17 protein-coding genes are annotated in these 19107 nt (G+C 68.5%); 5 read left to right on the top strand and 12 right to left on the bottom strand.

Annotated elements, in window-relative coordinates; translation table 11 throughout:
- From AB3X43_RS15595 to AB3X43_RS15585, 3 genes are all read right to left on the bottom strand, one after another.
- The coding region (locus AB3X43_RS15595) for a diguanylate cyclase domain-containing protein (RefSeq protein ID WP_369430781.1) at window positions 1-1212 on the bottom strand (1212 nt) is incomplete at its 3' end.
- Between the two features lie 8 nt (window positions 1213-1220).
- Window positions 1221-1802, bottom strand: coding sequence for a YfiR family protein (locus AB3X43_RS15590; protein WP_369430780.1), 582 nt, complete (start codon window positions 1800-1802; stop codon window positions 1221-1223).
- 15 nt (window positions 1803-1817) lie between these two features.
- Entirely contained in the window at window positions 1818-3845 is a 2028-nt protein-coding gene (locus AB3X43_RS15585; RefSeq protein ID WP_369430779.1) for a TonB-dependent receptor plug domain-containing protein, read from the bottom strand.
- Between the two features lie 240 nt (window positions 3846-4085).
- On the opposite strand from AB3X43_RS15585, the gene AB3X43_RS15580 reads away from it, so the two are divergent.
- Genes AB3X43_RS15580 through AB3X43_RS15570 form a run of 3 tightly spaced genes read left to right on the top strand, consistent with a single transcriptional unit; the run spans window position 4086 to window position 8103 of the window.
- The gene (locus AB3X43_RS15580) at window positions 4086-6263 is read left to right on the top strand and encodes a TonB-dependent receptor family protein (RefSeq protein ID WP_369430778.1); all 2178 of its coding nucleotides are present in this window, start codon (window positions 4086-4088) and stop codon (window positions 6261-6263) included.
- Window positions 6264-6281: 18 nt separating this feature from the next.
- On the top strand, window positions 6282-7070 hold the full coding sequence (locus AB3X43_RS15575) for a quinoprotein dehydrogenase-associated SoxYZ-like carrier (RefSeq protein WP_369430777.1): 789 nt from the start codon (window positions 6282-6284) through the stop codon (window positions 7068-7070).
- A 4-nt stretch (window positions 7071-7074) separates the two neighbouring features.
- Entirely contained in the window at window positions 7075-8103 is a 1029-nt protein-coding gene (locus tag AB3X43_RS15570; protein WP_369430776.1) for a quinoprotein relay system zinc metallohydrolase 1, read from the top strand.
- On the opposite strand, the gene AB3X43_RS15565 is transcribed toward AB3X43_RS15570, so the two are convergent.
- From AB3X43_RS15565 to AB3X43_RS15525, 9 genes are all read right to left on the bottom strand, one after another.
- Window positions 8061-9209 carry a substrate-binding domain-containing protein gene (locus tag AB3X43_RS15565; RefSeq protein WP_369430775.1) on the bottom strand — a complete coding sequence of 383 codons (1149 nt, stop codon included), beginning with the start codon at window positions 9207-9209 and terminating at the stop codon, window positions 8061-8063. The genes AB3X43_RS15570 and AB3X43_RS15565 overlap by 43 nt on opposite strands.
- A gap of 37 nt (window positions 9210-9246) precedes the next feature.
- Window positions 9247-9549 (bottom strand): hypothetical protein, encoded by a 303-nt coding sequence (locus AB3X43_RS15560; protein WP_369430774.1) that lies wholly within the window; start codon window positions 9547-9549, stop codon window positions 9247-9249.
- A gap of 3 nt (window positions 9550-9552) precedes the next feature.
- On the bottom strand, window positions 9553-9807 hold the full coding sequence (gene thiS, locus AB3X43_RS15555; protein WP_369430773.1) for a sulfur carrier protein ThiS: 255 nt from the start codon (window positions 9805-9807) through the stop codon (window positions 9553-9555).
- A gap of 10 nt (window positions 9808-9817) precedes the next feature.
- The gene (locus AB3X43_RS15550) at window positions 9818-11143 is read right to left on the bottom strand and encodes an NAD(P)/FAD-dependent oxidoreductase (protein WP_369430772.1); all 1326 of its coding nucleotides are present in this window, start codon (window positions 11141-11143) and stop codon (window positions 9818-9820) included.
- A gap of 87 nt (window positions 11144-11230) precedes the next feature.
- Window positions 11231-13078: an aldehyde ferredoxin oxidoreductase family protein gene (locus tag AB3X43_RS15545; RefSeq protein ID WP_369430771.1), complete on the bottom strand. Its 1848-nt coding sequence runs from the start codon at window positions 13076-13078 to the stop codon at window positions 11231-11233.
- Between the two features lie 27 nt (window positions 13079-13105).
- A complete protein-coding gene (locus AB3X43_RS15540) occupies window positions 13106-13579 on the bottom strand; it encodes a 4Fe-4S dicluster domain-containing protein (RefSeq protein ID WP_369430770.1) in 474 nt (157 codons plus the stop codon).
- A gap of 224 nt (window positions 13580-13803) precedes the next feature.
- Window positions 13804-14604 (bottom strand): ABC transporter substrate-binding protein, encoded by an 801-nt coding sequence (locus AB3X43_RS15535; RefSeq protein WP_473965138.1) that lies wholly within the window; start codon window positions 14602-14604, stop codon window positions 13804-13806.
- A gap of 23 nt (window positions 14605-14627) precedes the next feature.
- Window positions 14628-15350: an ABC transporter ATP-binding protein gene (locus tag AB3X43_RS15530; protein ID WP_369430782.1), complete on the bottom strand. Its 723-nt coding sequence runs from the start codon at window positions 15348-15350 to the stop codon at window positions 14628-14630.
- A gap of 5 nt (window positions 15351-15355) precedes the next feature.
- Complete coding sequence (locus AB3X43_RS15525; RefSeq protein WP_369430769.1) at window positions 15356-16069, bottom strand: ABC transporter permease; 714 nt, start codon at window positions 16067-16069, stop codon at window positions 15356-15358.
- 139 nt (window positions 16070-16208) lie between these two features.
- On the opposite strand from AB3X43_RS15525, the gene moeA reads away from it, so the two are divergent.
- The gene (gene moeA / locus AB3X43_RS15520; RefSeq protein ID WP_369430768.1) at window positions 16209-17483 is read left to right on the top strand and encodes a molybdopterin molybdotransferase MoeA; all 1275 of its coding nucleotides are present in this window, start codon (window positions 16209-16211) and stop codon (window positions 17481-17483) included.
- Window positions 17484-17712: 229 nt separating this feature from the next.
- The coding region (locus AB3X43_RS15515; protein ID WP_369430767.1) for a PQQ-dependent dehydrogenase, methanol/ethanol family at window positions 17713-19107 on the top strand (1395 nt) is incomplete at its 3' end.

The following is a 19107-nucleotide window of genomic DNA, read 5'->3' as shown; positions in this document are numbered from 1 at the left end:
CCCGCGGCCACCCGCCTTGGCCCCGTAGAGCGCCAGGTCGGCGTTCTTGAGCAACTGGTCCGGCTGGTCGCCATCGCGCGGCGCCAGTGCAATGCCGACGCTGACGCCCATCGGCACGGTCAGGCCCGCGATGTCCACCGACGTGCACAGCGCCGCCAGCACGCGGTCTGCGATCCGCTGCACGGCCTGGGGATCGGCGATGTCGCAGAGGATCATGGCGAACTCGTCGCCGCCAAGCCGCGCCACCATGTCACCGTCGCGCGACACCGTCTTCAGGCGCTGCCCGACCAGCGTCAGCAGGTGGTCGCCCACGTCATGGCCCAGCGCATCGTTGACCGTCTTGAAGCGGTCCAGATCGAGACACAGGATGGCGAAGGGGTGACCGGACAGGTGGGCCAGCGCCTCGTCGAGCATCATCCGGAAGTGGTGGCGGTTGCTCAGGCCGGTCACGGCGTCCACATGGGCCAGCGTGAACAGGCGCGCCTGCTGCCGCTGCAGCACGGTATCGCGGGTTTCCAGTTCGCCGAGCAGGAGGTTGAACCCGTCGTACAGCGCACCGACCTCGTCGCTGCGGCTGGTGCTGACGCGGGTCATGTAGGCGTGGGTGCGCGAGACGTCATGCATCACGTCGGCCAGGCCGACAATGGGCTGGACCATGCCGTCCTGCACCTTGACCGCTGCCGCGCTGGCCAGCAGGCCGATCACGGCCGTGCCCATCAGCACCAGCAACGCGCGGGTCAGCGTGGCGCTGAAGGCCGGCGCGGCATCCGTGCACAGCACCAGTTGCCCGACCACTGCGCCATCCACCCGGACCAGCTCCACCGTGTGCACCAGCGCGCCGGCGGCCATGCCTGCAGCCACCTCCGCGACCAGCCGCAGGATGTCCGGCGTCGCGGGCAGCACGCTGGCCTTGACCGCATAGGAAGCGAAGACCGTGGACTGCGTGTCCAGCAGCACGGCCCACCGCACCTCCGGGACGGCGCCCAGACCTTCGAGCACCCGGCGCGCCGCAGCGGGATCCTCGAACGACAGCGGAGCCCGGACGTTCTGCGCGAGCACCCGTGCCAGCCCCTGCGCACGGTCCTCGACCCGGTGGCGCGAGTCGTGGTAGTCCAGCAGCGTCACCACCACGAACAGCAGCAGTGACGCCATCAGCGTCGAGGCGATCACGACCAGACTGAGCTTGGTGCGCAGGCGCAGGTTGTGCAGCACGCGCGTGATCACATCGTGCCCTCACGCCGAGCCGATCCGTCAAGCACGGTCATGGCCAGCGACAGCAGATCGGCCGAGAGCCGCAGACCGGCAGACTGCGCGACGCCACGGTTGACCTCGAAACGCAAGCGCCCGCTCTGACGCACCAGCCCGATCATCCCGCCCTGCTGCGCGAAGCCCGGCAGGTCGCTGACCGTGAGCACAGGCCATCCACCCAGATTCGCCAGCGACAAGCCCGACTCGGCCATGAAGAGCACATGGCAGCCGCGTACCTCTTCGAGCCGGGTCACCTTGCGCCACTGGATCGGAACGCCCTGCAGCGGGCGACCTTCCAGGGCGCGGAAGGCCTGCATCAACTCGTCCCGCACACCGAACTGGCACAACTGCATTGCGCCCTGGCGGCCGGGCAGACTGGCGGGCGGCCACTCGGTGAACTTGGCAAAGTTGAGCACGAAGGCCGCCTGCACCGCCGACTCGTCCGGTGCCGCCTCAGCCGCACCAGACCAGCCGAACAGACCCAGCACGACGGTGCACGCCAGCCGGACCGTCCAGCCCGAGCAGGCCCGCGGTGCGGCGGAAGAAGTGGTCATGCCCGGTGTCACCGTTCAATGGCTGATTTCCAAGCGCACACCGAGGCCAGGGCGCACATCCACGGGTTTCGAATAGCCGACATCCGGCTGGATTTCCACCCGGCGCGGACTGCCCAGGTTGTAGGCGCGGGCGCTCAGCACCATGTCGCGGGCGACCGACCAGCGCGCGCTCAGGTCCAACAGCTTGCGTGCCGGAATGTAGCTGGCCGAAGTGGAGTCCTGGCCCCGTTCGCTGGTGCAGCGCGCCCAGGCATCCACGCTCAGCAGCGGAGAGACGTCGTAGGACAGTCGCAGCGTCAGCAGATGCCGCGGGCTCTGGGCGAACGTGCCACCACTGGCCGCCACGGTCGCCGGCACCTTGGTGTCCAGCCAGGAGTAGCTCAGTTGCTGGCGCAAGGACGGCAGCGGCCGCCAGTCGGACGACAATTCCAGCCCGGCAACGGCTGCCTGTGCGGCCATGCGGCCCAGGGACGCATCGATGTAGGGCGTTGGCGCCATCACCACTTGCGGATTCACCGGCGTGGCCGCCCGGAATGCGAGCGGATCGTAGCGTTGGCGAAACACCGTCGCGTCGATGGCAAGCTGCGCATTCAGCCGACTGCGCAGGCCGACCTGCAATGCCTGCACCGACTCCACCACGGTCGGCTGGTCGGACCCCGAGCGGATCAGCACCGGCAACGGATTGCCTGCGGCACCGGGCGGCAGCACAGCGATCGCCACGTCCGCATCTTCCTCGCCGCGGGAGGGCACCCGGATGGCCCGCGACAGCGAGGACCACAACGTCGTGTCCGGCGTCTGCTTCCACGCCACGGCCAGACTGGGCTGGCTGCGTGTATTGGCAAAGAAGGTGTGGTCCACACGCAGCCCGCCCACGATCGACAGTCGGTCGTCGAACCCGACCCAGCGGTCCTGGCCGAAGATGCGCCAATCCGTCATGCGCCGGCGTGCGGGATCGAACTGCCCGATGCCCTGGGTCTCGTTGTGGTCCTGGTAGTAGCGGGTGCCGACGCCCCAGGTGATCTGGTGGGCCGAATCCAGCGGCTGGAAGGTGTGTGCCGCCTCCACATCCATGGTCTGGCTGCTGATGCTCTGGGAGCCACGCTCCTCGCCTGCCTCGGCGGCGACCAGCCCGGTCAGGGTCAGGGTCGAATGTTCGCGCAGCCGGCGGGTCAGCGTGCTCTGGGCGTGGACACGGTCGATGGTCTGGGTCGTCGGCGACTGCAGCAAATAGGGCAGCGTCACCACAGGCCGCAGCCTGGTGTCGTCGACCCGGGAATGCAGGATCTGCGCCTGGGCGGTGACCTGCGTGCCGGCATCGACGTCGCGGTCGAAACGCAGGCCGGCGGTGCTGACCAGCGAGGCATCGTTGGCCTCGCCGCCACCAGGCTCGGAGGACCGGCCCGTGCCGTCCACCTGGGCATACAGGCGCCACGCGCCCGCTTCGGCCGAGCCGGTGCTGCGACTCCCGTGGAGCACCGCGGCCCCCTCGCTGCCGATCTCCCCATCGACCTGCTGGCCGAGGCTGTCCTGTGCCCGCCGGGTGATGATGTTGATCACCCCGTTGACCGCGTTCGCACCCCAGACGGCACCGGCAGGTCCGCGGATGATCTCGATGCGCTCGATGTCGGCCAGCGGGACGCGCTGGGTCTCCCACATCACGCCGGAGAACAGCGGCGAGTAGATGCTGCGGCCGTCGACCAGCACCTGCAGCTTGTTGGAGAACCGCCCCGCATCGCCGCGCACGCCCACCGCCCAGCGCGCACCGGAGAGCCGCGCCACATCGACCCCCGGCGCCAGCCGCAGTGCTTCGGGCAGCGAGCGCACGCCGGTGCGCAGGATGTCGTCGCGCGTGATCACGAACACTGGTGCGGCAACGTCGCCAAGCCGGTCGCTGCCATGGCTGGCACTGACGACCTCGACACGCATCAGGTCCTCCAGCGACAGCTCCGCCAGCGCGCGCACGCCGCCAGCGTTCTGGCCCAGTGCGACAGGCGATATCAGCGCGAGAGACGCCAGCGCAACGAGCGTTCGGGATGGATGCATGGTCTTCCAGGGCAACGTGCGGCCCTGCTCCGGACTGGTTCCAGCTGATATCGGTCCAGGCCTGACCGACTTGAACTGGATGCACGGGCACCGGAATCGCGTCGAACCGCAAGTTGTCCCTTTCTGGCGCAAGCCGCATCCCGGACCGGGTTAATGCCGACTGGCCTCGACCCATTCGACGCGGGTACACCTGCACGCTGAGGTCACAGCGCTTGACCTGCCCCACTACCCGAACTGGCCATGACTCCGATTCCCCACTCGATTGCCCACGCCCGCCGACGCCCGACCGCCGTTGCCGCCCTCGCCTGCCTGCTGTCCGGTCTGCAGGGCGCAGCCCTGGCCCAGGCAGCCACCGATGCCACCCTGGAAACAGTCGTCGTCACCGGTTCGACCCGCGAACGCAGACTGACCGATGTGCCCTACGCCATCACTTCTGTCGGCGCAGAGGCCCTGCGCAACAGCGGGCCGATGGTCAACCTGTCCGAATCCCTGGCCCGCGTGCCGGGGCTGGTGGTCGCCAACCGCAACAACTACGCGCAGGACCTGCAGATCAGTTCGCGCGGGTTCGGTGCCCGCGCCGGCTTCGGCGTGCGCGGCCTGCGCCTGTACGCAGACGGCATCCCGGCCTCCATGCCCGATGGCCAGGGCCAGGTCGCCCACTTCGACCTCGCCGGGGCGGAGCGGGTCGAGGTGCTGCGCGGCCCCTTCTCGGCGCTCTATGGCAACTCGTCGGGCGGTGTCATCGCCCTGTTCTCGAAACCGGTGCGCGAGCGCCAGTTCGAAGTCGGCGCCGACGTCGGCAGCTTCGGGCTGCGCCAGGGCCGTGTCTCGATCGCCGCGCCGCTGGCGGATGGCTTCGACGTGTCGGCCAGCCTGTCGAGCCTGTCGATCGATGGCTTCCGGCCGCAGAGCAGCGCCGACCGGCAGCTCGCCAATGCCCGTCTGGGCTGGAAGGGCGACCACGACCGCGTGACCGTGACAGTCAGCGACCAGAACCAGACCGCCGACGATCCGCTCGGCCTGACACGCGCGCAGTTCGAGGCCAATCCGGACCAGACCACACCGGAAGCCGCCCAGTACGGCACCCGCAAGGTGATCCGCCAGACCCAGGCCGGCGCCAGCTGGATCCACGAGTTCACCGACACCGGCCCGCTGTCGCGCACCCAGGTGAGCGGCTACACCGGCTCGCGCGGCGTGATGCAGTTCCTGGCGATCACCCCTGCCACGCAGGCCAATGTCCGCCATGGCGGCGGCCTCGTCGATTTCGATCGGCAGTACAACGGCATCGATGCCCGCGCGCTGTGGCACCGGGACGCGGTCGACCTGACCACCGGCGTCAACGTCGAGCAACAGTCCGACGACCGCCGCGGCTACAACAACTACACCGGCACCGCTGCCGCACCGACGGCCCTGGGCGTGCAGGGAGCACTGCGCCGCAACGAGCTCAACCGCGCCGACACCCGCGAGGCCTACGCGCAAGCCGACTGGGCACTCGCCACCGACTGGCAGGCCAGCCTGGGCGTGCGCAGCGGCCGGGTCCGGATGCGCGTCACCGACTACTACCTGAGCAACGGCGACGACTCCGGCGCGCTGACCTACCGCTACACCAACCCGGTCGCCGGCCTGCGCTGGCGCGCCAGTTCCGCGCTGACGCTGCACGCCGCCGCATCGCGTGGCCACGAGTCCCCGACGCTGGGCGAACTCGCCTACCGCCCCGACGGCACCAGCGGCTTCAACACCGACCTGCAGGCGCAGACCAGCCGCCAGATCGAACTCGGCGCCAAGTGGCGCGACGGCACGCTGGCGCTCGACGCCACAGTCTTCCACATCGACACCGACCAGGAGATCGGCGTGGCCACCAACGCGGGCGGCCGGTCCTCGTTCCGCAATGTCGGCCGCACCGAGCGCTTCGGCGCGGAGTTGGGCGCAGGCTGGCGCGTGGCGCCGGGCCTGCGCACGCAGATGGCCCTGACACTGCTGCATGCACAGTACGGCGACGCCTTTCTCACCTGCACCGGCATCCCCTGCACGCTGACCGCCACAACCAACACCACGACGGTGCCGGCCGGCAACCGCATCGCCGGCACACAGCCGGCATCCGCCTATGCCGAACTGGCCTGGACCACGCCCTGGAGCCCGGAGGCCGAAGCGGCCGTCGAGTGGCGCGCCCAGGGCCGCACCGCGGTGAACGACACCAATTCCGACTTCGCCGGCGGCTACGGCCTGTTCAACCTGCGCTACAGCCACCGCTGGATCGTCGACGAAGCCGGTTCGCTGCAGCTGCTGGCCCGACTGGACAACGTCGCCGGCCGGCGCGTCGTCGGCAGCGTCATCGTCAACGATGCCAACGGCCGCTACTTCGAACCGGGTGCACCGCGCAGCGCGCTGGTGTCGCTGCGCTACCTGCGGCGCTTCTGAACCGGGGGGGACCACGCCATGCCGATCCACCACCTGATCGCTGTCCTGCTGACGCTGTGGCTGGGCCGCGCCACCGCCGCACCGGACCCGTTCGAAGGTGACCCCTACCAGTCGCACCCGTGGGTTGACATGCGCGCGGAATACCTCGGCGCGACGGCAAAGACCGTGTTCGACGACCGGGTACAGGTGCGCGGGCCGGCTTTCGCCGAAGACCCGATGAATGTGCCGATCACGGTGTCGGTCACCGATCTGCCCAATGTGGACCGCATCATCGTGCTGGTGGACCGCAACCCGATCCGCAAGGTGCTGGAGTACCAGCCGATGGCAGCGCTGCCGAGCGTGTCGTTCCGCTTCAAGCTGGAACAGGCCAGCCCGGTCCGCGCCGCGGCGCGCACGACCGATGGCCTCTGGCACATCGGTGGCACGCTGGTGGACTCGGCCGGCGGCGGCTGTACCGTCGCGGGTGCCACGCGCAGGGACGGCTCCTGGACGCAGACGCTGGGCCTCGTCAGCGCCAGGGTCTTCGACGCGACCCCCATCCCCGGCGAAGCTGCGTCAGGTTCGCGGTTGCGCCTGAAGGTGATGCACCCGATGGACACCGGACTGGTCGGTGGCATCCCCGCGTTCTACGTCAACCGCCTCTCGGTGCGCGACGAGCGCGACCGCGAACTGCTGCGCCTGCAGACCTTCGAGCCGGTCAGCGAGAACCCGGTGTTCTCGTTCGACTTCCCCGTCAAGCCAGCCGGCGTGCTGCGCATCGTCGGCACCGACAACAACGGCAACCGCATCGACGCCAGGCTGGAGTGAACGCATGACGAAGCCATCCTCCTCCGTCTGGCTGCAGACCCTCGTGCTCGCCGTCGGTCTGGCGCTGCTGGCGGCCGTGCCGGCGCTGGTCCTGGCCGAAGCGCCGACGGTCGACGTGGGCCGCTTCGACTATGGCCTGCGCGCCCGCGCGCTGGCCGACGGGGTCTATGTGGTCGAAGGCGCCAACGACGACTTCACGGTCGCCAACGGCTGCAACATCATCAACACCGGCTTCATCACCACAGGTGAAGGCGTCGTGGTCATCAACACCGGCACCAGCAGACGCTACGGCGAGCAGTTGCGGGCACTGATCGCACGCACGACGAACGAACCGGTCGTGCAGGTGGTGCAGCTCAATCTGCACCCCGACTATTTCCTCGGCAACCAGGGCTTCGCGGATGTGCCACGCGCGGCCACGCCTGTGACCCGCGCCGGCGTCGCGCGCGAGGCCGCGGCCTACGAGACCAACCTCTACCGCCTCTGCGGCGACTGGATGCTGGGCACCGAGACCGTGGCGGCGGACCGGGACCTGGCGTTGCCGTCGCCTGGCGCTTCGTGGCAGGTCGGCCGCCGCGCGTTCGAGCTGCACGAGTTCAAGGGCCACACCGACTCCGACCTGGTGCTGATCGACCGCACGAGCGGCATCGCCTTCGTCGGCGGGCTGGTGTTCGTGCAGCGCATCCCGACCACGCCGCATGCGCAGGTCGGGCCGTGGCTGCAGAGTCTGGACGCGCTCGCTGCACTGCATGTGCGCATGCTGGTGCCGAGCCATGGCCCGGTGCAGACCACACCGGAGGCGGCCAGCGTCGGCATCGCGCAGACACGGCGCTTCCTCCAATGGGTCGACCGGAACTTCAGCCGCTGGGCCGCGCAGGGCTGGGAGATGAACGAGGTGCTGCGCGCTCCGGTGCCCGCCGAATTCCGGGACTGGGCCGCATTCAGGACCGAGTACGTGCGCAATGTCGCGCACCTCTACCCGGTCTACGAGCGTCAGGTGCTCACACCGGCATCGGCCGCCGGCTCCGCCCGCTGAGCCTTCGCCGAGCGGTAGTTCCACCACGGCAGCGCCCGCACCAGCGAGAGCACCTCACCGGCACTGTCGGCCACGGTGTAGCCAGGCAAGGCCTGCAGCGCAGTCTGCCAGCGTTCACCGTGCAGCACCTGGCGCAGGCGCAGCACGGCCGGGTGCTCCAGCGCGTCTTTCAGGCAGACCAGGAAATAGTCCTCGGCCACGATCGGCACGAAGTCCAGCCCGAAGGCCTGTGCCGCCGCCTCGATGCCCATGCCCGCATCGCCCACGCCGCTGGCGATGGCCGCGGCCACAGCCAGGTGGCTGTCCTCGGACGGCTCGAAGTAGGTGGCGATGGCACTCGGCACGACACCCGCCTGCTGCAGGAGATGGTCGGTCAGCAACCGGGTGGCGGATCCCTCCTGCCGGTTGACGAACCGGGCCGGACGGCCGACCAGATCGCGCAGCGCGTGCAGTCCGAGCGGATTGCCCCGCGCGACCATCAGCCCCTGGGTGCGCTGCGTGCAACCGATCAGCTTGTGCTGGCCAGGCTTGAGCAGCGGCTTGAGCGCGCATGAGAACAGGGGGGCCGCGGTGCGGATGCGCGGCACGTGGAAGCCAGCCACCAGGCAGCGGCCCTCGGCCAGCGCCCGCAGCGCGTCGATGCTGCCGGCAAAGCGCAAGTCGATGTGCAGCCGTTCATCGGCGCTGGCGATTTCGCGCAGGTGCGGCAGCGCCAGGTCGTGGCTGGCGTAGATGGTCAGCACATGCTGCGAGCCATCGAGCGCCTCGGTCAGCACCCGTTCCAGTTCGGCGCGCAGGGCTTCGATGTGCGGTGTCAGGCGCGTGCGGGCACGGGTTTCAGCCCACAGCAGGCGGTCGGCGAAGGGGGTCAGCCGCGCCGGCTGGCCCTGGGTCCAGACGACGAGCGGTTCACCCATGGCCTCCTCCCACTGCTTGAGCGAGCCCCAGATGTGGCGGTACGAGGCCCCGAGTGCCTTGGCCGCCTGCTGGATGGAGCCGTGTTCACGCACGGCGCTCAGCAGGTCGAACAAGGGATTCTGGACTTCGGCGCCGCGCTGGTCGGGCGGGCCGAAGGTGTATTGCAGGTGGATACCGCGGGTTTTCATGGTCGTCACGATACCGCAGGGGCGCATCCCGTGGCGGTCAACCGCCGCCGCGTTGCATGTAGAGGTCGAAGTAGCGCATGAAGCGCTGGCGGGCCGCCTCGTCCACGTCGATGAACCGGAACCGGATGGCCAGGCGCGGCAGCCGCACCAGCGCGATCTGGCGAGGCAGCAGGGCATGCCAGGCCATCTCCAGCCTGCCGCTGTCGATCACCACCTGCGCGGTGCCGGGCAACGGCAGGGTCAGCGCATGCCCCCGCACCGCGCCGGGCAGCCACGCCAGCCACTCCGCCTCGGTGCAACCCTGGTCGCGCTCGAACTCGGCGGCATAGTGGCCGATCACGCCTCAGCCGCCCGCGATCGGCGGCCAGATCGCCAGCACATCGCCCTCGACCAGCGTGCGCGTGGCCCGCTCGGCCGGGTAGACGTAGACGCCGTTGATCAGCACCAGATGCACCAGATTCATCGGCAGGTTGAACGGCGCAATGATGGTGGCGATGGTCGAGTCGGGTTCGATCTCCAGCGACATCCAGTTGCTGGTGCGCCGATCGGCCGGCAGGTAGTCGGTCAGCGAGGCGTAGAGCTTGAACGTGATCTGCACGGACCGAACCTCAGCGCACACCAGCCACGAACTGGTGCTGCGCCTGCGCGCTGGCAATATAGGCCTCCATCAGCAGCGTCGGATCGGCCATGAGCTTGCCCTTCCACTCACCCAGGCGGACCTGACCTTCCACCAGTCCGCGCATCACGCCGACGTGCTCGGTCCAGCCAATCGAGTTGCAGCCGACCAGGCGATCGCCGTCGAACTGCAGGCTCAGGTGGCGCCCGGCGGCCAGGTCGGTCAGCTCCACATGCTCGCCACCCGGCACCCCGTCCCACTTGCCGAACGACGCCGAGATCATGCCCAGCGTGTCGAGCACGTTGATCTGCGTGACGCCCTTGAGGGTGGCCTGGGTCTGGCCGACCATGTTGAGCGCGGCCACGCGGGCCTGCTCGGCGGCGTTGGGCTGGATGGCGCTGACGATGGTGGTGCCGCTCACCTTGTCGAAGGCTTCGGCGCAGTCGCCGGCCGCGTAGATGCCCGGCACGTTGGTCTGCAGGCGCTCGTCGGTCAGCACGCCGACCAGACAGGTGACGCCCGAGTCCTTCAGGAAACCGATGTTGGGCCTGACTCCAGTGGCGCTGATGACCAGATCCGCGTCCAGGCGTTCGCCCGTGGACAGGCGCACTGTCATGGCAGAACCCTTGTGCGCGGGTTTGATGCCAGCCATCGCGGCAAGCTTGTCGAGGATGCCGGGCGCAGGCCGCTCGATCGCCTCGACGCGGGCGCCGGTGTGGACCTTGACGTGCTTGGCCTCGCACCAGTCCTTGATCATGGTGCCCGCGGTCGGCCCCATCATGCGCGGCACCATGCGATCGCCCATCTCGACGACGGTCAGCTCCACGCCCCGCGCCGCCAGCGCCTCCATGATGATGCAGCCGATGAAGCCGGCGCCCATCTGCAGCACCTTGGCGCCGGGTTTCGCCAGCTCCATGATGGCGCGGGCGTCCGCCAGCGTCCAGCAGGTGTGGACCCCCGGCCCCTGGATGCCCGGGATCGGCGGCGAGGCGGGGGAAGAACCGGTGGCGATGAGCAGCCGGTCGAACACCACCGTGGTGCCGTCGTCCAGATCGACAGCGCAGCCCTGCACATCGACGTGCGTGGCGCGGGCACGGTGCAGCGTGATGCCGAGTGCGGCGTAGTGGTTCTCGCCGTGGCGCAGGTGCGTGCCCTCCTCGCCGACCTTGCCGATGAGCAGGTAGGGGATGGCCATGCGCGAATACGGCGCCTCGGGCTCGTCGCCGATGACCACGATCTCGTCGTTCGGCGCGTGCTTGCGGATGGTTTCGGCGGCGATGACGCCGGCGGGGCCTGCGCCCAGGATCACGTGTTTCATGGTGAGTTCACCTCTGTGGTCACTCAAAAAACAAGGCGGTACACGACCGCCTTGTTGTTCAGCTCAATGCGCCGTTGCCGTTGCCGGTCACAGCCCCAGACGCTCGCGCGTGGCGGCCTTGAGCTGGCCGTCGCCGTCCCAGCCGCGGATGTCGTAGTACTTCGGCAGCATCTCGGGCAGCTTGCTGACCAGGCCCTTGGCCGGGCCGGTCTTGGCCGGCTCGTTGAGCAGGCGCGGGGGCAGCGTGTCGTCCTTGCTGGTGAAACCGGCGCGGTTGTTGAAGTCGCGCTCCATGTTCCAGATCCGCTCGCCGATCATCGACAGGTTTTCCAGCGTGAACTCCTCGCCGCAGGCCGCCGCAACCTGCGGCTGCACGTCGGCCAGGCCCCAGGCGAAGCTGGTGAAGATGCAGATGCCAGCCGAGTCGAACGCAGCGGTGGCGTCCTGGAAGGCCATCACGAGTTCGGGCTTGCCGTCGGCGACCAGCGGGTCGGTCTTGACCGGGATGCCCAGCACTTCCGACGCCACGGTGTAGCTGCGCAGGTGGCAGGCGCCACGGTTCGACGTGGCGTAGGTCAGGCCCATGCCCTGGATGCCGCGCGAGTCGTAGGCCGGGAATTCCTGGCCCTTGACGGTCATGCTCAGCTCGGGGTGGCCGTACTTGGTACACAGGCGCTTGCTGCCCTGGCCGATCTCGATGCCGAAGCCTTCGCCCTTGGCCGTGATCTCGGCGAAGTGCGCCAGCGCCTGGGCCGAGCCGAACTTGGCGTCGATGCCGAGCTGCTCCTGGGTCAGCACGCCCATCTGGTACAGCTCCATCACCGCGCCGATGGTGGCACCGAAGGTGATCGGGTCCATGCCCTGCTCGTTGCACAGCACGTTGGCGTACTGCAGCGCGTCCAGGTCCTTCACGCCATTCGCCGCGCCCAGCGCCCAGGCCGCTTCGTATTCCAGACCGCCCGAGGCGCCCCAGTACTGCGGCTTGTTGTCCACGGTGAAGTGGTTCTGGTCGATCTTCTGGATCCGGCCGCAGGCGATGGTGCAGCCGAAACACGCCTGGTTCGTCACCAGCGGCTTCTTGCCATCGGTCGCCCGCGGCGTGGCCATGGCTTCGGCGCCGATGTCCTTGGCGCCCTCGAAGGCCACGTCCTGGTGGTTGCGGGTCGGCAGCGCACCCATCTCGTTGATGACGCTCATCAGCACCTGGGTGCCGTAGGTCGGCAGGCCGGCGCCGGTGACGGCGTTGTCCTGCAGGATCTTCTTCTTCTCGTAGGTGACGCGCATGAACTCCTTGGGGTTGGCGATGTTGCCCACGCCTTTGGTGCCGCGCACGGCAATCGCCTTGAGGTTCTTGCTGCCCATCACGGCGCCGACGCCAGAGCGGCCGGCGGCGCGGTGCAGGTCGTTCACCACGGCGGCGAACAGCACCTTGTTCTCACCCGCCAGACCGATGGACGACACGCGCACCAGCGGATCCTGGTGGCCCTTCTTGATGATGCCCTCGGTCTCCCAGACCGACTTGCCCCACAGGTGGGCGGCGTCCTTCAGCTCGGCCTTGTCGTCCTCGATCGACAGGTACACCGGCTTGGCCGACGCGCCTTCGAAGATGACCATGTCCCAGCCGGCCATCTTCAGCTCGGCGCCCCAGTAGCCGCCCGAGTTCGAGCAGGCGATGGCGCCGGTCAGCGGGCCTTTGGTGACCACGGTATAGCGGCCACCGGTCGATGCCATCGTGCCCGTCAGCGGACCCGTGGCCCAGATGATCTTGTTGTCTGCCGACAGCGGATCGACCTTCGGATCGATCTCCTCGACGAGGTATTTGGAGGCCAGTCCGCGCGAGCCGAGGTACAGCTTCGCCCAGTCCATGCGCAGCGGCTCGGACGTGACGGTGCCGGCGGTGAGGTTGACGCGGAGAATTTTTCCTGCCCAAGACATGATGTGTGTACTCCTTGTTTGGACGGATCAGGCGGCAGACTGGTTGCCCAGCTTGTCGGCCCAGGACTGCATCTTGTTCAGACCGGTCCAGTTGGAATCGATGAAGGTGATCGCGCCGGTCGGGCAAGCCTCGACGCAGGCCGGATCGCCGCCGCACAGGTCGCACTTCTGGACCTTGCCGGTTTCCTGCACGTAGTTGATCGTGCCGAAGGGGCAGGAGATCGTGCAGACCTTGCAGCCGACGCAGGTGCTGTCGTTGACGACCTTGGCGCCGGTCACCTTGTCGAGCGTGATCGCCTCGACCGGGCAGGCGTGCAGACACCAGGCCTCGTCGCACTGCGTGCAGGTGTAGGGCACCTTCTTGCCGGTTTCGTGGAAATCAAAGACCTTGATGCGCGACTTGGCCGGTGCAAAGACACCGTAGTTCTCGTAGGAGCAGGCCATTTCGCACTGCAGACAACCCGTGCACTTGTCCGGGTTGATGTGAAGGCTCTTCTGCATGATGGGGTTCTCCGCAGTCGTCCGTTGGGGTGTGCCCCGAGCGGGCGAGGCGCACACCGGGGAGGGTCTATGCAATCATCTGCATATCGACCGCTCCGTGGAACCTAGGCTTAACCCTGAAAAGCCCCGAATCTTCCGGGACTTCACTGGGACCCGACCTATGAAGTCACCGACAGATGTACCACCCTGACACGCATGGAGGCCCCCACCCTGCTTGCGCGTCGTCAGCGGCTGGCGTTCGGGAAGAACAGCTGCTCGCCGCCGATCTTGTAGGACGCGATCACGCCCTGTCCGACCGGCGACACCACCCAGTCGGCGAAGGCCTGCGCCAGCGCCTGCTTCACGTGGGGATGCTTGGCGGGATTGACGACCATGACGCCGTACTGGTTGAACAGCGCCTTGTCGCCCTCGACGAGGATGGCAAGGTCGGCCCGGTTCTTGAACGCCAGCCAGGTGCCGCGGTCGGCCAGCACGTAGGCGCCGGTACTCGCCGCCATGTTCAGCGCCTGACCCATGCCGCAGCCGCATTCCTTGTAGCCGGATGGCTTGGCCGACGCCAGATCGGCGCCTGCCTGCTTCCACAGACGCAGCTCTGCGGCATGCGTGCCGCTCTTGTCGCCGCGGGAGATGAAGGACGCCTTCGCGGACGCGACCCGGAGCAGCGCTTCGGCGATGTTGCCGCCCTTGGCCTTGGCGGGATCGGCGGCCGGGCCGATCAGCACGAAGTCGTTGTACATGACCGGCAGGCGCTTGAGACTCCAGCCTTCGGCGACGAATTTCTCCTCGGCCGGCTGGTCATGGACGAACACCACGTCGGCATCCCCGCGGCGCGCCATGTCCAGCGCCTGCCCCGTGCCGACCGCGACCACGCGGATGTCGATGCCGCTGGCCTGCTTGAACGCGGGCAGCAGGTGCGCGAACAGGCCAGACTGCTCGGTCGAGGTGGTCGAGGCCATGACGATGGACTTGTCCTGGGCCTGCGCGGTCGCCGCCGGCAGGACCAGCGCCATCGTCAGGGTTGCCATCGTGGCGAAGGCAAGGCGTCGTTTCAGGTCCACGGCAATTCTCCTTTGAGGAACTGCGCCGCCTCGTGCGGCAGCGCGTCATTGAAAAAATGGTCCACCGGCCGGTCCACGACGAGACGCCCCGCTTCGAGATAGGCCACGCGCGTCGCCAGGCGCTTGACCTGCCCGAGGTTGTGCGTGCTCATCACCAGGGTCATGCCGGCACGGGCAAAGTCGTCGATCAGCGCCTCGACCTCGCGCTTGGCGCTGGGGTCGAGGCTGGCGGTCGGCTCGTCGAGAAAGAGGATGTCGGGCTGCAGCGCCCAGGCCCGTGCCAGCGCCAGCCGCTGCTGCTGGCCACCGGACAGCGCGCGTGCGGGGCGGTCCGTGGTCGCCTGCAGGCCGACCCGCGTGAGCGCATCCAGCCCGCGCACGCGCCGCTCGGCCCGCGGCACGCCACCCAGCCACAGCGCCAGCATCAGGTTGCGCCACACCGACAGGTGCAGCAGGAACGGCCGCTGGAACAGCATCGCCGCGACCGGCCACTGCCCCGAGCCGCGCAGCTGGTGCAGCGTGCGCCGGCCCTCGCTCAACGGCAGCAAGCCGTTCAGCACCCGCAGCAGTGTCGTCTTGCCGGAACCGTTGGCGCCGACGAGCGCCAGCCGGTCGCCCCGGCGCAGCTGAAGCTGGACGTCGTGCAGCGCTGTCACCGCGCCGAAGCGCACCGTGACGGCATCCAGCGTCAGCAAGGTCTCCGCCACGGGCATCGTCGTCACGCCAGGGCCTCCTGCGGCGCGCCGCCACGCCACTGCACCAGCCCGATGACCAGGTTGATGATGCCGACCACGCCCAGCAGCACGATGCCCAGCGCCAGCGCCAGCGGCAGGTCGCCCTTGCTGGTTTCCAGCGCGATGGCGGTGGTCATCACGCGGGTGATGCCATCGATGTTGCCCCCGACGATCATCACCGCACCGACCTCCGCCACCGCCCGGCCGAAGGCCGTCAGCAGCACCGTCAGCACCGCGAAGCGTTGGTGCAGCAGCAGCAGCAGCGCCGACAGCAGCGGCGCGGCACCCATCGAGCGCAGCTGGTCACCGCCTTCACGCAACCCGTCGAGCACCAGCCGGCGCGACAGCGCGGTGACCAGCGGCAGGATGAGGATGCTCTGCGCGATCACCATCGCCATCGGCGTGAAGAGAATCCCCAGCGCACCCAGCGGCCCGGAGCGCGACAGCAGCAGGTAGACCGACAGCCCCACCACCACCGATGGCAGCGCCAGCAGCGTGTTGAGGGCCCAGATGACGACGCGGTGCCCGGGAAACGTCGCGACCGCCAGCCAGGCCCCGAGTGCCAGCCCGACCATGGCCCCCACCACACAGGCCACGGCGCTGACCTGCAGCGACAGGCCGGCGATGGAGAACAACGCGCTGTCGGCCTGGACGATCAGACGCAGCGCGGTGGCGAAACTCTCGGAGACGGTGGACATGGCGGCGCGATTCTGTCGCCGGATCGGCCGGCTGACGATATGTCATCACGTTCATATCCCACCATCCCAAAGACGTGCACCGCAAGGTCCGCACACTATGATCGCCACCACTCCCTGAACAGCGTTGCCTCTGCCCACCATGTCGGAACTCGGCCCGTCCCCCCTCTCCTCCGGCGATGACCAGTTCAGCGTCGAAGCCGCCCGTGCAGCCATCGCCGCCGCGCTGCGCCCCATCACCGACACCGAAGTCCTGCCGCTCACCGCCGCACTCGGGCGCATCCTGGGCACGGACATCGTCTCGCCCATCAGCGTGCCCGCGCACGACAATTCGGCGATGGACGGCTACGCGCTGCGCGGCAGCGACCTGCGCGCGGACGCCGACACGGTGCTCCAGGTCGCGGGAACGGTCCACGCGGGGGACGTGCCCGACTTCGCGCTCACGGCCGGCCAGTGCGTGCGCATCATGACCGGCGCCGTGATGCCGGCCGGGCTCGACACCGTCGTGCCGCAGGAACTCTGCCGCGCAGCCGATGGCGTGGTGCACATCGCCTCCGGCACGGTCCGTCCTGGCGACAACCGCCGCCTGCAGGGCGAAGACCTGCGCGCCGGCCACCCGGCGCTCACGGCAGGTCAGCGGCTGCGGCCGGCCGATCTGGGCCTGATCGCCTCGCTCGGCATCGGCGACGTGCCCGTGCGGCGCCGGCTGCGGGTGGCACTGTTCTCCACCGGCAACGAGCTGCGCACGCTCGGCCAACCGCTGGACGCCGGCTGCATCTACGACAGCAACCGCTACAGCCTGATGGGCGCGCTGGCGCGGCTGGACGTGGAGATCATCGATCTGGGTCTCGTGCGCGACGATCCGGTCGCACTGGCCGCGACACTCGACGAGGCGATTGCCCGGGCCGACGTGGTGCTGACCAGCGGCGGTGTCAGCGTGGGGGACGCCGACTACACGAAGGACCTGCTGGCCAGCCGCGGCAACGTGGCGTTCTGGAAGGTCGCGATGCGCCCGGGCCGCCCCTTCGCCTTCGGACCACTGCACCGCGGCGAAGACCGCCCGCCCGCCTGGCTGTTCGCGCTGCCAGGCAATCCAGTGGCCGCGCTGGTGACGTTCTATGCCTTCGCCCGCGACGGGCTGCTGCAACTGGCCGGCGCCCGCGCACAGCCTCTGCCAACGCTGCGCGCGCGCTGCACCACCGCCATCCGCAAGCGCCCGGGCCGCACCGAGTTCCAGCGCGGCATCGTCAGCATCGGCGCGGACGGCCAGTGGGAAGTGCGTCTGACCGGCACCCAAGGCGCCGGCGTGCTGCGCAGCATGAGCGAAGCCAACGCGCTGGTCGTGCTAGGCCATGCGCAGCCCTCGGTGGCAGCGGGCGACGCGGTGGAGGTCTGGTTGTTCGACGGCCTGGTGTGATGGCACGGTCGTCCACTGCACCGGCGGAACAGTCTCGGCGAAAGTGTTGTCTCCTGGTACACCGGCCCCGGAGTTACCCGCACCGTTCAGGCCGCCGGAGCGCAGACAGCTAGTAGGATCCCCAAGGTTTCCTAGCACAGGCGAGGTGGCACATTTGTTGCCCGGGAATAGCTCCCGAACGGCATCTGTTCCAGCCGTTGTGACATCCACCTCACTGAGGAGACCAACCATGCAGAAGAAACTGTTGAGCTTGCTGGTGTGCGCCGGACTCTCGTCCATGGCCGCCCATGCCACCGTGACCGATCAGATGATCGAGAACGACGCCAAGTCCACGGGCGATGTGCTCAGCTGGGGTATCGGCCAGCAAGGCCAGCGCTATTCCCCGCTCAAGCAGATCAACCCGTCCACCATCAGCAAGCTGGTGCCGGTGTGGAGCTTCTCCTTCGGTGGAGAAAAGCAGCGCGGCCAGGAATCGCAGCCGGTGATCCACAACGGCAAGATGTTCGTGACCGGGTCCTACTCGCGGATCTTCGCGCTCGACACCAAGACCGGCAAGAAGCTGTGGAAGTACGAGCACCGTCTGCCCGACGGCATCATGCCCTGCTGCGACGTGATCAACCGCGGCGCAGCGCTGTATGACAACCTCGTCATCTTCGCGACCCTCGACGCCCAGCTCGTGGCCCTGAACCAGGACACCGGCGAAGTCGTCTGGAAGGAAAAGATCGACGACTACGCCGCGGGCTACTCCGCTTCGGCCGCTCCGCTGATCGCCGAAGGCCTGCTGCTGACCGGCGTGTCCGGTGGCGAATTCGGCATCGTCGGACGCGTGGAAGCACGCGATCCGCGCACCGGCCGCATGGTCTGGTCGCGCCCGACGGTCGAAGGCCACATGGGCTACAAGTACGACAAGGACGGCAACAAGACCGAAAACGGCATCTCCGGCGAGCAAGGCAAGACCTGGCCGGGCGACCTGTGGAAGACCGGCGGCGCAGCGACCTGGCTGGGTGGCACCTACAACGGCAAGACCGGCCTGGCCTACTTCGGCACCGGCAACCCGGCTCCGTGGAACAGCCACCTGCGCAAGGGCGACAACCTGTTCTCGACCTCGACCGTCGCCATCGACGTGAAGACCGGTCAGATCAAGTGGCACTACCAGGGCACCCCGAACGACGGCTGGGACTACGACGGCGTCAACGAATTCGTCACCTATGACGAAGGCGGCAAGGTCCTCGGCGGCAAGGCCGACCGCAACGGCTTCTTCTACGTCATCGACGCGAAGAACGGCCACCTGGAAAACGCCTTCCCGTTCGTCAAGAAGATCACCTGGGCCACCGGCATCGACCTGAAGACGGGCCGCCCGAACTTCGTGCCGGAAAACCGCCCTGGCGATCCGACCCTGGGCGCCGACGGCAAGAAGGGCACCTCGACCTTCGCCGCCCCGTCGTTCCTGGGCGGCAAGAACCAGATGCCGATGGCCTACTCGCCCGACACGAAGCTGTTCTACGTGCCGGCCAACGAATGGGGCATGGAAATCTGGAACGAGCCGATCAGCTACAAGAAGGGTGCTGCCTACCTGGGCGCCGGCTTCACGATCAAGACGCTGTCGGACGGCCCCATCGGTGCG

The sequence above is a fragment of the Sphaerotilus sp. genome (assembly GCF_041083715.1).
GTDB lineage: Bacteria > Pseudomonadota > Gammaproteobacteria > Burkholderiales > Burkholderiaceae_C > Sphaerotilus.
This window is presented reverse-complemented; position numbering and strand designations above follow the sequence as displayed.

What these genes read in the sequence shown, in the direction of transcription:
- AB3X43_RS15590 (WP_369430780.1), bottom strand. Translation starts at nt 1,802, where the DNA reads ATGACCACTTCTTCCGCCGCACCGCGGGCCTGCTCGGGCTGGACGGTC.
- AB3X43_RS15585 (WP_369430779.1), bottom strand. Translation starts at nt 3,845, where the DNA reads ATGCATCCATCCCGAACGCTCGTTGCGCTGGCGTCTCTCGCGCTGATA.
- AB3X43_RS15580 (WP_369430778.1), top strand. Translation starts at nt 4,086, where the DNA reads ATGACTCCGATTCCCCACTCGATTGCCCACGCCCGCCGACGCCCGACC.
- AB3X43_RS15575 (WP_369430777.1), top strand. Translation starts at nt 6,282, where the DNA reads ATGCCGATCCACCACCTGATCGCTGTCCTGCTGACGCTGTGGCTGGGC.
- AB3X43_RS15570 (WP_369430776.1), top strand. Translation starts at nt 7,075, where the DNA reads ATGACGAAGCCATCCTCCTCCGTCTGGCTGCAGACCCTCGTGCTCGCC.
- AB3X43_RS15565 (WP_369430775.1), bottom strand. Translation starts at nt 9,209, where the DNA reads ATGAAAACCCGCGGTATCCACCTGCAATACACCTTCGGCCCGCCCGAC.
- AB3X43_RS15550 (WP_369430772.1), bottom strand. Translation starts at nt 11,143, where the DNA reads ATGAAACACGTGATCCTGGGCGCAGGCCCCGCCGGCGTCATCGCCGCC.
- AB3X43_RS15545 (WP_369430771.1), bottom strand. Translation starts at nt 13,078, where the DNA reads ATGTCTTGGGCAGGAAAAATTCTCCGCGTCAACCTCACCGCCGGCACC.
- AB3X43_RS15540 (WP_369430770.1), bottom strand. Translation starts at nt 13,579, where the DNA reads ATGCAGAAGAGCCTTCACATCAACCCGGACAAGTGCACGGGTTGTCTG.
- AB3X43_RS15535 (WP_473965138.1), bottom strand. Translation starts at nt 14,604, where the DNA reads ATGGCAACCCTGACGATGGCGCTGGTCCTGCCGGCGGCGACCGCGCAG.
- AB3X43_RS15530 (WP_369430782.1), bottom strand. Translation starts at nt 15,350, where the DNA reads ATGCCCGTGGCGGAGACCTTGCTGACGCTGGATGCCGTCACGGTGCGC.
- AB3X43_RS15525 (WP_369430769.1), bottom strand. Translation starts at nt 16,069, where the DNA reads ATGTCCACCGTCTCCGAGAGTTTCGCCACCGCGCTGCGTCTGATCGTC.
- moeA (WP_369430768.1), top strand. Translation starts at nt 16,209, where the DNA reads ATGTCGGAACTCGGCCCGTCCCCCCTCTCCTCCGGCGATGACCAGTTC.